Raw genomic sequence first — 13494 nt, forward strand, 5'->3', positions numbered from 1 at the left:
CCCCGGCGCTTCAACGGTTCAGGCACACAATAATGCCGGTAATGATCAGCAGGTTTCCGGCCACTTTGCGCAGCGTCACCGGCTTTCCGAAAAAAAAGCGGTCAAAAAAAAGAATGTACACGTAGGCGGAACACTCCAACACGTTCACCGTCACCATCGGCAAATGGGAAAGGCAGTAAAACGTGAGCAGGCTGCACCCAAAAAAAATGGCATACGCAGACACGGTAGCCCGGTTCACGAAATAGGAAAGGCCGGACAGCCGCTCATTCATGGCGGACTTCTTTAAAATCACCTGGGAACAGGACGCCATAAAGACAGAAAACAGAGTCAGGCCGATATAAAACCCCTCATTCATGATGCGTCCTCCTCCGTGGATACCAGAATAATTCCGCCGATGATCATGGCCGCGCCCAGAGCCAGCGTCCAGGAAAGGGCTTCCCCCAGACACAGCCATGCCAGCAGAATGCCCCAGATCACGACCGCAGAGCGGTTGGCGTACGCCACGCCAAGATTAAACCTCTTCAGCATGACCTGCCATCCTATGGCGTAAATGCCCAGCAGCAGCAGCACGCCGCACAGCAGGACATACCTGTGCCAGTCCATCCAGCCATAGGGGGCGGCCATACGCCCCATCATCGTGTTGAAGGCATAGACAATGAAAAGAAGATGTAAAACCAGATAATTGATCATGAAAGAGAGAAAAAGGAAACGTCCGGGAAGTTACTCGTAACGCCGGGCCACGATCACGGAAGGCCTGTGCTTGGTCTCCTTGTAAATTTTGGAAATATAGATGCCGATGACGCCCAGGCTCATCAGAATAAAGCCGCCGACCAGCCAGACGGAGGCCACGGAAGACGCCCAGCCCGTCGGCGCCACGTTGTACAGGAGCTGCCGCCCCAGAATCCATGCCACATACAGCATGGCGACCAAAGTCACCGCCAACCCGAAATAGGAAATATACACCAGGGGCTTGGCACTGTAGGAAACCACGGAATTCACCGCCAGCGCCATCTTCTTGCGGAACGTATAAGTCGTAGGGGAGGAAGAAGCCTTCTTCACCGTGCACGGCACCTGCCGGAACCCGGTAGCAACGCACAGGCCGAAAAAGAAAGGTTCCCTGTCCTGGAACTTCAGCATTTCACGCACAAACTGCGCGCTCATCAGGCGCGCGGTTACCATATTCTTCGTGATCTGCTGGTCGGAAAGCAGGTTGAACAGGGTATAAAACAACTCGCCGGACACGGCCTCAAAAAAGCCGCCTTTCCTTCTCTCCTGCACGCCATACACCACATCCGCCCCCGTATCGTCCATCTTCCTAGAAAAATCCTCCAGCCATTCGGGCGACTCCTCCAGATCGCTGTCAATCAGGAATATCCTCTCCCCGCGCGCTTCCTCACAGGCCACGTACATGGCCAGATGATGCCCGAAGTTGCGGGACAAATCCACCACGCGCACCCTCCGGTCCTTCTCCCGCTCCGCCAGAGCCCGTTCCAGCCCGTCCCTGGGGCAGCCGTCGTTCACCAGCACCACTTCCGTCCGGTCCGGATCGTAACCGGCCGCACGGGCGGCGGAAAAACAGCGGGAGCAGAACTCCGCCAAATACCCCCCCGTGCAATACACCGTAGCCGCAATGGACAATTGAATCTGCGGATCAGTCATAAATCTTTCACGTACATCAGAACACGTTTTCTTTCCCCATTCTTGACGCATTCCCCCGTATCTTCCGGGGAGAACTCAAACCCCATGCGTCCATGAAAATGGACGGACTTGGTGTTATCCTCCAGAATCCGGGCGCACAGGCGTTTCAAACCAAGGTCTTTTGCGGCAACATCCATCATCCCTTCATAGGCAAAGGAAGCGGGCCGCAATTCCTGAAAATCCCGGTTATAAATATAAATACCGATCTCGCCCTGGCGGGACTCCCGGTCAAACCACGGCAGATACACCAGGCCGAGCGGAACCTGGTCCGCATAAATCACGCAGGCACAGGCATTCTCACCGCGGACGTTTTTCTCCAGCCATGCGCGGTGCTGTTCTTCCGTTACCTGGTTCAGCAGAAAAAAGGGGCTGACCATATCGGAATTGCGCCATACGCGGAGTTGCGCGCGCATGGCTTCGTCCACATCGGACACGTTAACCAAACGCAGTCTCATGATTCCGCCGCTCCTTCCACGCCAAAACCGGCTTTCAACACGCGGCGGCAGCCCTCCGCGCCCAAATCATAATACAAAGGCAGTCTGAGCAGGGTATCGCTGGTGCGGTCCGTGCAGGCCATGCTGCCGGCGGTACGCCCGAATTTCACGCCTGCCGGAGCGGAATGAAGCGGAATATAGTGGAACACGGCCTTGATGCCCTCCTCCGCCAGTTTGCCGATCAGACTGGTGCGCTCCTCCAGGGAATTGAGCAGAACGTAATACATATGGGCGTTATGCACGCAATCCGCCGGAACACAGGGGCGTTTCAGCACACCGGCCTTCTCCAGAGGCTCCAGAGCTTGATGGTACATGTTCCACCATTTCCGCCGCTCTCCGTTGATCTCCTTCCCATATTCCAGCTGGGCATACAAATAGGCGGCCGTCATCTCTCCGGGAAGATAGGAGGACCCTACGTCCACCCAGGTGTACTTGTCCACCTGCCCCCGGAAAAACTTGGAACGGTTCGTTCCCTTCTCCCGGATAATCTCCGCACGCTCCATGAATGCGGGATCATTCACCAGCAGGGCTCCCCCCTCGCCGCAAATGACGTTTTTGGTCTCGTGGAAACTGTAGCACCCCAAATGCCCGATAGACCCCAGCTTGCGCCCCTTGTAGGAGGAGCCCACGCCCTGGGCAGCATCTTCAATCACGTACAGATGATGCCTGCGGGCGATATCCATGATGGTATCCATCTCGCACGCCACACCCGCGTAGTGAACCACGCAAATGGCCCGCGTCCGCTCCGTAATGGCCGCTTCAATCAGCGTCTCGTCAATATTCTGGGTATCCGGCCTGATATCTACGAACACCGGCACCGCGCCGCGCAGAACGAAGGCGTTTGCAGTGGACACAAACGTATAGGAAGGCATGATGATCTCGTCTCCGGGTCTGCAGTCAATCAGCAGGGCGGCCATTTCCAGGGCGGCGGTTCCGGAATGGACGAGAAGCGCTTTTTTGGCGCCTGTGCGCTCTACGAGTAACTCATGGCACTTCCGGGTGTATTTGCCGTCTCCGGACAAATGGGCGCAATGAATGGCATCCCGAATATAATCCAGCTCGGGACCGTGCTCATGAGGTTGGTTGAAAGGAATATTCATGGCTCCAAAGGAAACCTGCGGGCAGGCCGCCCATGCGGGCATCTCAACCCGGGACGGACGGCTCCGTCCGCATGAAGCAGACCCTACTATGGATGAAGGACTGAAAACAAGCCTATACCTTGATGAACGTCCGGTTTTTATACAGATAATACAGGACGCTCCAGATCAGGGCGTAATTGCACAAATAAAAAACGAACTGCCGCCCGTCGCCGAAACACTCGCTGAATCCGGTAAAAAGTACACGCGAAAAATTGCGCGTGGGCGGGCACACCTCCGTCCACATGTACACGAAAATGGCATTGCTCCCTATAACGGAGAAAAAGAACGTCAGCCAGTTAAGCCTCAGAACATCCGTCAGCACGTAAAACAGGGCCAGAAGCAGATAGCACCAGCCGGCGGCCCACAAAACCATGGAACTGGTGAACAACTTCTTGATCATGGGGAAATCAAGGCTCCAGAAATACCCCAGCGCCAGACAACCCAGCCCGGCGGCAGCCAGACAGAGCAGCTTTTTTCCGTGCCCCTGGACGTGCTTTAACATCTGGCCGCCCAGCAATCCGAGCATGGTCATGGCCCCAAAACCGAACTGCCCCAGAATCCACGCATAATTCGTGCCGTCCTGCCAGGAGCCCATCAGGTACTTGTCCACAAGCAGGGCCACATTCCTGTCGGGTTCCAGAACTCCCGCCGCGCACGACCCAACGGCAGGATCGGAGAAAGGAACAAACTTCATCACCAGCCAGTAGGCGGCCAGCAGAATGGCCGTGGCCGCCACCTGCCAGCGTATGGACAAATTCAGCAGGCAGATGGCCGCAATCAGATAGCCTGAAGCAATGGCCTGAAGAGTATTGCAGTACAGGGACATCTTGTCCGGCTCAAAACTCAGCAGGTTGCCCTGCACCACCATTCCCAGCAAAAACAGTACCACCACCCGTTTGACCACCTTGAAATAAATCTTCCAAACGGGTTCCGAACCGATGCGCCGGCCAAAGGAAAACGGCATGGCCGTACCCACGATGAACAGGAAAAGCGGCATCACCAGGTCCCAGGCCGCAAACCCCTCCCACTGGACGTGCGCGGCATGTTTCAGCAGCCATGCGGGGCTCTTCTCATAAAACAGGTTGATGCCGGCAACGACAAGAGCCAGCCCCCCGGTTAAAAAAAACATGTCGAAACCTCGCAGTGCATCAATGGCGGCGATCCTCTGCGGCCGGGTATCAGGTGCTGAATCCATGGCAATATTCCCAATACGGAAATCGGGCGTCCAATCTTTCCCTCTTCCGGAAAGAAAAAACGGCTTTCTCTTTTCCCGTTTTCCACGGAAGCCAACCAACTCCGTCATGATCTCCTTGCGCGTATCCTTTCCGGAAACAAACGTGGTACAATAAATCACACATGACCATGGGGAATGAACAAGCCGGCGGACCATCCTGTTTCCGGGAGATAGAATCCTATGCCCGTCTAAAACTGGATGAACATGGGCTGCATGACTGGCAGTTCGGCTGGGACCGGGCACGGAGAAGACTGGGCGTATGCCGGCTTCAGGAAAAAAGCATTACTCTTTCCATCCATTTCGTCCGTGCCAACCTGGAGGCGCCGCATGAAATCCGGGACACCGTCCTGCATGAAATAGCCCATGCCCTGGCGTGGGTACGCCATGGGGAACGGACCCATGGCCCGTTGTGGAAACGCATCTGCCGGGAAATAGGAGCCGTTCCGCGCGCCGCGGCCAGACAGGACGCCATCCGCGTCACTACGTACAAATACATTCTTCGTCTGAAAACAACGGGAGAAATCGTGGCCAAATACCATCGCCGCCCCGCCTTCGCCAAACACCTCAAACGCCTGGCGCTGAAAAACCGCCCGGAAACGCTGGGGCAACTGGCTTTGGAACCTTATGAAAACGAGTAAGCCCGGCCAGGGGGATAAAAGGCCATTTCCCTCCTGTAAATCCATCACATGCACGGCTGCATCGGGAACAAGACAACCGGTTTATTTCTTTTCACGTTGAAACTGCCGTATTCTCTCCTGCCACAGGGAATACTTCCAGAAAACTTCATCCACCAAATGCCGAATGGTTGTCACGGCAAGAGGATCGACCCCAAGAGTCTGAAAATCAATACTCTTAAGAATATGAAGACTGCGGATCAGGCTGTTATCCTCAAACTCCATTACCTTCACATACAGTTCCGGATCAAAAACCTTATAAAACTCAACCAGATCTGAAATCAAGCCGGGTATATTCGCCTGGGGGTTCCGGCTTTGCAGATTCTTCACTTCTTTAATGATTACCTCCCTGACAAAAAGGACGGCATTGGGGTCGATGGCTGCCTTCAGCGGAAAACGATCATTCCGTGTCTTTTTAGAATAATCCTGCATGGAAGGGAGACCGAACCATTCATGATGATTCATTCTTTCCACTTCAGCCAAGAGAACCGCATGGTATAAACGGTTCCTGTCGGCCTTGAACAATGCCTGAATCGTTTCATTAAGCAGAACGCCTTTGAACATCAGGGAAATTTCCCTGGAATGCTCCGCCGTAGTCTTCTCATCCGTGCATGCCTGCAATACAAGAATACCGTTCCTTGTCACATCCGCTTGATCACGGGGCACAGCTTCTCCGTGGCATGCCGCAACGGCGCATAAAACAGGGGGTATATACGGCAGAATCATCCTGATGTTAAAAGGCTGCATGCTCTTCAGATGCGGCATTTATTCACATGCCCATTTCCGATATTCATCCAATTTTCTTTCAACTTCATTTTTTCAAAATCTCCATAACCCTTTTCTTCTTATCCGTCCCTACTCTGCTCTCCATCCCCCGGTTTTTACCCAGCTTCATAAAATAATAAAGGACCTCTTCCAAATCGGAATCCACCCGATTCGCATTTCCCCAGGAAGAGGACGCTGAAAGACGAATGAAATCGCCGCACCCGCTCTTCCATTGCTCCGCAAAAGCTTTGGCTTCCTTTCCGTTACCCGGCCCATGCCAGCGCAATGCCCAGGCATCCTTCTTCGTTGCCAGGCTCTTCCATTCCTCTTCAGACAACTTGACCCGGGCCCTGCTGATATACCCCAGGCGGAAGACCATGACGGCTACAGCCTCTGCGTCCATCTCCTTCCATCCCTTCTTTCTCCTCATCCTGTTATAATCCGCCACAGACTCTTCCCAGCTTTTTTCCGGCAACATATTATGCAAACAAACGTAGGCAAAATGCGGCGCACTCGTACTCTCCTCTCCTCCGGATACCTTCCAATTCACGGAAGCAAAATCGACTCCGGACTCCGTCATATGGAGGCCCTGGGCATCCACCGTCATCCGGCCGTTCCCTCCTTTGGCCGCCTTTCTCTCCTCCACCCACATCCTGCTCAGACCGCTTCCGCCGTCCGGAAACAGCAGGAGCCAGATATCCTCATTGTTCAGAGTTCCCGGCAATGTCAGATATTCCATTCCGAAAGTCTCCTTCTCCACAACACCCTTCCATTTTTCCGGCTTCGGCCCCTTCTCAATCCGCTCAATCAGCTCCAGCAGCCTTTCCCCCTGCATCGCCAGCCATAACTGTTCATCCCGGCCAAGCACACCAAAAAGGGCTGAATCATGCAGCAGCAGGCATAAATACTCCCACGCCTGGACAACGGTCATACTGCACATGCCGGTACTGAAGCCATGGAATTCTCCTCCAAGCCTGCCGGCCGCCACAAGGACATCCTGCCCCATCATATCATTGTCATATTGCGGATTGCACGCGGCGCATATGCTCCATGAAGCGTCAAGACCGGGTTGATCATAAAACCGGCCGAGAGCCTTGTACAACGACTCAACAACCGTACTCAACTCCCTCTCCAAAGGAACATGGCGGAATTCCATCCCCCTCCATGAATTCAACAACCTGGGATCAAGATTCTTGAAAGACGGACTTTCCCCATATCCGGCAAAAAACCTGTAAACTTGAGGAAAGTAAACAGGTTGTGCCGCCTTCAAGACATTCTCCCTGTTGATGGCCCACAGCCTTATTCCTCCGTCGCAGACATCCTCAGGCACTTGCAGCCAAATAAGGTCATCTTCTTCCAGCCCGGTAATTTCAGACAACATTTCCGTCATTCGTTGCACTTCCCGCCCGGCAGGCCTGAGAACCGAGGGAGCTTTCAGAAGTTCCCACCAATCCTTATCAACTTTACTATTCTTTTCCGATGGAGAAACCTCCTTCTCCTGTGCGGAAAAAGCCATTGCCCCTGTAAAACAGACGGCTGATACAGAGGCAAGAAAGACAAATTTCCAATTTCTTTTCATTGTTCGGCAAAGAGTTGGCTATGTTACCCTCCCGGAAATTCCGCACCGAACACAACAGTATTATGCCGGTTTCTTCGTAAGCATGGGGGATGACCAAATTCAGGGGGTACGGTAGCGGAACAGGTAGGATTCAAGTTGAATGGAGTGGGTTTGAAGATGACAGGGGAAACTATAAAAGAGAAACAACCAGTTAGAAAACAAAAACAACTATCTTTTACTAAGACAATTATAAACTTGGGTCAAGAACTATTGCCTTTAAAAAGCCCTGAAGATGTCCCTGCTGATGAAAAAGTTTTGAAGACATCACCTTTCCAAACTGCCAACTCTACTCATTGCGCCCGGTTCATGTTGAAAAGCTCCTTTCGAAAACAACCGTTTGACCGAAAGGGAAACCAGAGAGGGTAAAGAAGCCAATGCACATTCCCGTCAAAAAATCAAAAGCTGATTTCCCATCACAAATTGATAAAAACATTGAGAGCACCGTTTGCAGATTCACAGATAAAAATTAGGTGAAAAACACGACAAAACCATATAGACAGTTCATATTTTGCCTTATTGTTTTCTCAGTTATCCTTCCACCCTTATGAAAAAGGTATTTTGGCAATCCCACTATTATTCCGGCACTTCATATATCTGGAGGGGCACCTTCATGCGATCCGGCAAACAATACCTCCTCTTTTAAGGCTTTCCCTATTGCCGATTTTCTTCATGACGATCACCGCTTCTTTTGGAATCACCAGCGCCATTGCTGATGAATTCATGATGCTGGCGGATAAAAAATCATCAAGAGGCTGACTGTGGCAATGGCGCATACGGGCATAGTCCCCAGGGCAATATATGTTTCTTTTTCAACGTTGAAATTGATACTTTGCGGGTATGGGAGGAAGATCCTTATCGCTTCTGGACATCAATATAGTTGATAACGCGTGGAAATAAGAATCATACTGTTTTCTTCTTTCATCCTTATACTTATGATAACGTTTAACATCCACAGGCTCGCCTATTCCATGAATTAGAAGCAGCCTGTCCCGGTCAATTTGGGGCGCCACCTTACTTTTATACTCATACCATTCGGAATGAAGATTGTAAGCTCCTTGGCGCCCTTTACCGTCAACATGGGTATCGTAAAGAACATTCGAACCTTCCCATGCGTACAGGCGATCATGAATCTTGAAATGTCCCAAAACAGGCCTTCCTGGCAAAATAACTACCTGATGCGGGGACCATGTGTTTTTCATCTCCTTTTGGGATTCGATAACATGTTCCAGATACAAGGCCAGCTGGTTCGGCAACTTAAGTTCACCTTCTCCATACGGAAACACGAAACAGGAATTCGTCTCTCTTTTTTCTAACTTTGAGTAAGTATCCATCTGTGCCGTCTGACAGGAAACAAGACCGAATTTAACTAATAATACTACTGATAACTTTATAAAATTTAACATTTTTTATTCTTCTACAGGTTCTGCAATAGGAATGTTAGGATCATACTTAGTCCATGTATCTTTTTTTGCATTATCATAAACTTTCTCATATTCAGGCGGAATTTCATCTAAAACCTTTGATTTAGCTGGTTTTTTAGCATTTGGCTGACAATAACCCTGTGGAGCGTACACTACACACGATGTAGCATCTGCTACTTTCTGAGGTACAGTACCCAACCCCAAATGACATGAGCATAAATAGATAGTACAGGGAAAACAGAAATTTACTTCTCTTGCCAATTTGCTGAACAAATCATATGCATTATTATCATTAATCCAATTTATTTTCCCTCCCTGATTGAGACTATCCTCTGAGATAGACTCTCCGTGTGGTGGTTTAATAATTGCCCCATCTTTATATCCATGAATAATAATCTGTAAGATATTAACACAACATGCATTTCCTAATTCTCCTTTGACTGTAGAAATGAGATTATTAAAATCATCGCCTGTCATATTAGTTGTCCAATGGCTTGAATACTCCTCAGTCGCATTTACAGATATGTATTTTATTCTTAATCCTCTGAAATCAAAACAAAATGTATTTCTGTTTTTTACAAAACAATATTTATTATATTCATTTTGGATTGAAATAGGATCTCTGCCGATCCATCTGCCATCTTTAGGATTAAAGTGTCGGTAATTATAATAAATGAGTCCTAATTCATCATCCATGTGCTCAGAGGAAAAGCGAAACTTATTGACCAGGGCCATATCTCCTTTCATTATCAGAGCACCTCCAAATGGAGCATACTCATAAAGAGCTCGCCTCTCCTTCCAACCATCGGATATAGAGGTAACATTTTTCAACATGTCATGCATGAAGTAAAGATGTTCTTCAGCATCCATTGTGTTTTCCTTCCTGAGAGTCATCACTAAGACACGCGCGGCTGTCGGCTCTGTCGGATCCCATAAAAAGCTTTTCCCTAACACAGGTTCAGGACGCATTAGATCCAATTCGGCTATCTGAAGATAATCCCGATATAGATAGTAAGTATGGCTAATAATTGTTCTGTTAACAGCTACTTTCTTCTCAAAGCGACGCCCTTGGTAGTCATAGCTACAGGTTATGACAGTCCGACCATCTTCACTCATAAAAAAAATGGGACGGTTATTGGCATCGTAAGCAACTTTCCAGATACCCGTAGAGGTTTTAATCCTGGTCTGGTTGCCGTCCGCGTCATAGGAAAGCTCGAAAGAAGACCCTACTTCGACAATATCCGTGTACTGATTGAGCCGATTGACATTGTAGGATGTTTCTTCCTCCAACTCCTGCGCTATTTTACGGTTGCCGATGTTGTCGTACTGATAGGCAAAACCTCTTCCTCCCAGGAGCTCATCATTGATAAGTTCACTTCTACTATTATAGGTGAAGTTCCTTGTTGTTGCCGGTGTAGCGGCATCCCAAGAATCCCTGCGCCGGGTCGGGCGCATCAATTCATCGTACTGGTAATCATGTCCGGCCAATATGTCGCCATTCCCGGCATCCTCATAGCTGATAGAGGCCAAGAGATTGAGCGCGGGATGATAGGTATTCTTGCGAACCATGCCGTTGGGATAGGACAATTGATTGAGGAAGCCGCTGGTTTCGTCGTACTCCCAGATAAAGGGGGTATCCAGCTCTTCCATTTTCATTCTCATAATGGCACCTTTATGGCCATAGTCAATATGGGAATGCTGCACGGTGCGGGTACCGATCATCAGGCGGTATCCGCAGGGACGACCGAAAGCATCATATTCTTCCTGGAGACAACTTTCTATGGTTCCAAAGGAAGTATCCTGGATCATCTTGCCATAGGCATCGTAGGAGAATTCCCGCATTCCCGAGGCATCGGAAACAAAGATCATCTGCCCCAGATGGTTGTGAGAGTAAAGCCACGGCTGAGTACCATCACTGTGAGAGACGGAAAGAAGCTCTCCGGTGAGAGGAGCGTATTGATAAGTTGTTACAATACCTCTGGCCTTGGTAAGTGTTTCCAGGCGGTTGAGCCTGTCGTATGTTTTGGAAACACAGGAACCATCGGCATAGGTTTTCTTGAGTTCCAGTCCCGTGGCTGTGTCGTAGAGCCAGGTGGTGGTGTCTCCGTCGGTTCGATGGGAAGGATCGGTGGTAATGTCGTCATCATCTGCCCGGAAGGTGGTCAGGGCAATCATATGGTCGTTTTCGTCGTAAGCGAAGCATGCCGGCTGAATGGCGGTGCCAAACTCAGCTGTCTTCCTACCCCGGATATCGTAGGAATAACAAACGGTACCTCCCAGAGCATCCGTGATGCAGGAGGGAGCATCACAGCAGGGAAGATAAGCTGTAGTAGTGACGTTGCCCGCCGGATTGGTGACTTTGACGGTGCGTCCGGCAATATCCGTTTCCATTACAGTGACATTGCCGCGAGCATCGGCCTGCTGCTGGATCATGCCCTCAGAAGTGAAAGAAAGCTGCCGGGAGGAATGAATACCCGAATGGTCGGTTTGGCTTACGGTAAAACCATCCACTACAACAGATTCAGCCACGATATCTGAAGTGAGAATGCGGCTAAATCGGGTGCGTTTGGTGGGAGCGGTGTATTCCGTCCACTGAATGCTTTGCTGGCCGTACACGTCAGTGGCAATGGTTTTGCTTTCCAGTACAGGGTCCAGCTGCGAAACCATGGTTTCCGTAGTTTGGGTGAGAGGCAGCCCTTCGACATTGTAAGTTATGGAGGTTTGCTTCTGATAAATGCCATCCTCCCGTATCTGGTAGTATGTGGAGCTTTCCGATATCCTGTTTTTAGTGGCATCTTCGGGATGAAGCTCGTCCAGAAGGACGGTTTGCCTCACGATGCTGCCCAATTCACTGTAGTCAGTTACTGTAGGAGCCATGTCTTCTGTCCCGGTGCGTATGAGTTGCCCTTTGCTATTGTAAGTATTTCTGGTGACAATAAAACCTCCCAGAGTATTGGGTCGTTCCTGTTGTATGGTCTCTCCAAAACCGTTGGAAAGAGAACGTGAGAGAATAATTCCTTTGGAAAGAGTGGTAGTAAGGATGCCTTCTTCTGTCAACTTAAGTTGAGTTTCGATTTCCCGCTGGCCGGTTCCGCCCTGCAGAATGGTAGTACCATCATAATAGGTCTGGGTAACCAAGGTCGCCCCTGAAGGAGTGGTGACAGTAGTAGTGAGTTGATCGCCACTGTATTGAGTCCTGGTCACACGTCCGAGGATATCCGTTACAGAAATAACCCTTCCCAAATCGTCGTACTCCGTACTTTCAACCGTAGTCATGGCTCCGACATCCCGGCGTGTGGAAAGAATTCTGCCCTTTGCATCCCTGGTATAGGAAGTGATGGTTTCAGGCGTAGTTTCCGTTCCCGAGCGAATGGTTTCCACCAGTTGCTTGGCTGTGTTGTAGCCGTAGCTGGTTGTGATGCCATCTTCATCGGTTTCCCTCAAGGGCCCACAGCACATCCATTCCGTCACTCGGGTACGTCCATTACCTCTTGTTGTTTTAATACGGTTGAGTTCATCATCGTATTCGTAGTCTTCCGAAGAAATCAGAGACCAATCATCTCCTGTATGAACATATTGCTCCCTTCTGGTAGTAGTCCCGTTTTCAGCGATGTATTGCACGCTACGGGTACTTTGATCCGAAACAATGCTTCCATTTGTCTGAACGGTTGTTGTCACCTTGTGGAGGGCATCATGCTCTGTGGTGGCTTCATAGATATAGACGGTCTGAACTCCGTCAATGCCCTGGTTCATCCTCTGCCTGCCCCGGGCATAAGGGTACTGTGCTGCTTCCCCATAAGTCTCCGAGATGCTTGTGTGAGCCTGGTCGGAACCCAGGGCCGTTTCGGTCACTGTCGTGCGGTTGACTTCGGGGCTGTCTTCATAGGTATAGTTTCGTTGGCTCAGAACGGTTTCCGTTCCGTCTTGAGCGATAATCACTTCTCTTTCTGTTGCTGGCCTGAAATCATTGAAACGCAGGTCGGCATATGTGGTACGCGTCCCTTTCTCGCCTCCTCCTGCCCACGGTGTCGCTTCCAGAACCACCCGGCCCTGGTCGTCGTACTCATAGCGCGTGTAGCCTCCGTCGGGCTTGATCTCCAGGGACACACGGAACTGGTCATTGTAGGTATAGAGCGTAGTCTGAGCCAGAGGGGTATTGTAGCCCTGAGTGCTGCTGATGGTCAGCCAGCCGCCTTCCGTGCTCTTCTGGACGGTGCGTACGCAGGATACGGGCGTTTCCTCGTTGATCTTGCGGTAGCTCTCAATCATTTCCCATTTGCCGCCGGGCAGGAAATTGCGCTCAATCCGCCGTACGATGCGCTCGTCCCCTTCGCCCTGGGTGATGGTTACATTGTTGCCTTCCACTTTCCGTTCTGTATGGAAAGCAGGCATGCCCTGCCTCTGCTCGGTGATGAGAATTACGGGTGCTCCATCCTTGACAGTATTTTCAT

The 13494-nt window shown here is 50.5% G+C and carries 12 protein-coding genes; 1 reads left to right on the forward strand and 11 read right to left on the reverse strand.

The window, feature by feature from the left end:
* Positions 1-10 precede the first annotated feature (10 nt).
* From HMPREF3039_RS07995 to HMPREF3039_RS08020, 6 genes are all read right to left on the reverse strand, one after another.
* The gene (locus HMPREF3039_RS07995) at positions 11-355 is read right to left on the reverse strand and encodes a DMT family transporter (protein ID WP_067574064.1); all 345 of its coding nucleotides are present in this window, start codon (positions 353-355) and stop codon (positions 11-13) included.
* Complete coding sequence (locus HMPREF3039_RS08000) at positions 352-690, reverse strand: EamA family transporter (protein ID WP_067574066.1); 339 nt, start codon at positions 688-690, stop codon at positions 352-354. Before HMPREF3039_RS08000 ends, HMPREF3039_RS07995 begins: the two co-directional genes overlap by 4 nt.
* Before the next feature lie 30 nt (positions 691-720).
* A complete protein-coding gene (locus HMPREF3039_RS08005) occupies positions 721-1659 on the reverse strand; it encodes a glycosyltransferase family 2 protein (protein ID WP_067952066.1) in 939 nt (312 codons plus the stop codon).
* Complete coding sequence (locus tag HMPREF3039_RS08010; RefSeq protein WP_067574068.1) at positions 1656-2153, reverse strand: GNAT family N-acetyltransferase; 498 nt, start codon at positions 2151-2153, stop codon at positions 1656-1658. Before HMPREF3039_RS08010 ends, HMPREF3039_RS08005 begins: the two co-directional genes overlap by 4 nt.
* Complete coding sequence (gene rffA / locus HMPREF3039_RS08015; RefSeq protein WP_067574129.1) at positions 2150-3292, reverse strand: dTDP-4-amino-4,6-dideoxygalactose transaminase; 1143 nt, start codon at positions 3290-3292, stop codon at positions 2150-2152. Before rffA ends, HMPREF3039_RS08010 begins: the two co-directional genes overlap by 4 nt.
* A gap of 112 nt (positions 3293-3404) precedes the next feature.
* Positions 3405-4721, reverse strand: coding sequence for an acyltransferase family protein (locus tag HMPREF3039_RS08020; protein ID WP_082770185.1), 1317 nt, complete (start codon positions 4719-4721; stop codon positions 3405-3407).
* Here HMPREF3039_RS08020 and HMPREF3039_RS08025 point away from each other — a divergent pair.
* A complete protein-coding gene (locus tag HMPREF3039_RS08025) occupies positions 4694-5203 on the forward strand; it encodes a SprT-like domain-containing protein (RefSeq protein WP_147549880.1) in 510 nt (169 codons plus the stop codon). The two genes, HMPREF3039_RS08020 and HMPREF3039_RS08025, sit on opposite strands and share 28 nt — an antisense overlap.
* A gap of 81 nt (positions 5204-5284) precedes the next feature.
* Here the strand turns inward: HMPREF3039_RS08025 and HMPREF3039_RS08030 are convergent, their stop codons facing one another.
* From HMPREF3039_RS08030 to HMPREF3039_RS08045, 5 genes are all read right to left on the reverse strand, one after another.
* Positions 5285-6004 (reverse strand): hypothetical protein, encoded by a 720-nt coding sequence (locus HMPREF3039_RS08030; RefSeq protein ID WP_067982368.1) that lies wholly within the window; start codon positions 6002-6004, stop codon positions 5285-5287.
* A 46-nt stretch (positions 6005-6050) separates the two neighbouring features.
* Positions 6051-7583 (reverse strand): hypothetical protein, encoded by a 1533-nt coding sequence (locus HMPREF3039_RS14150; RefSeq protein ID WP_067982372.1) that lies wholly within the window; start codon positions 7581-7583, stop codon positions 6051-6053.
* 647 nt (positions 7584-8230) lie between these two features.
* Positions 8231-8395: a hypothetical protein gene (locus HMPREF3039_RS14385; protein ID WP_197483360.1), complete on the reverse strand. Its 165-nt coding sequence runs from the start codon at positions 8393-8395 to the stop codon at positions 8231-8233.
* A gap of 36 nt (positions 8396-8431) precedes the next feature.
* Positions 8432-8953, reverse strand: a complete 522-nt coding sequence (locus HMPREF3039_RS08040; RefSeq protein WP_167506773.1) for a hypothetical protein — start codon at positions 8951-8953, stop codon at positions 8432-8434.
* Between the two features lie 75 nt (positions 8954-9028).
* Entirely contained in the window at positions 9029-13435 is a 4407-nt protein-coding gene (locus HMPREF3039_RS08045; RefSeq protein ID WP_147549886.1) for an RHS repeat domain-containing protein, read from the reverse strand.
* Between the last annotated feature and the right edge of the window lie 59 nt (positions 13436-13494).

This window comes from Akkermansia sp. KLE1798 (assembly GCF_001580195.1).
In the GTDB taxonomy this organism is placed as follows: Bacteria; Verrucomicrobiota; Verrucomicrobiia; order Verrucomicrobiales; family Akkermansiaceae; genus Akkermansia; species Akkermansia biwaensis.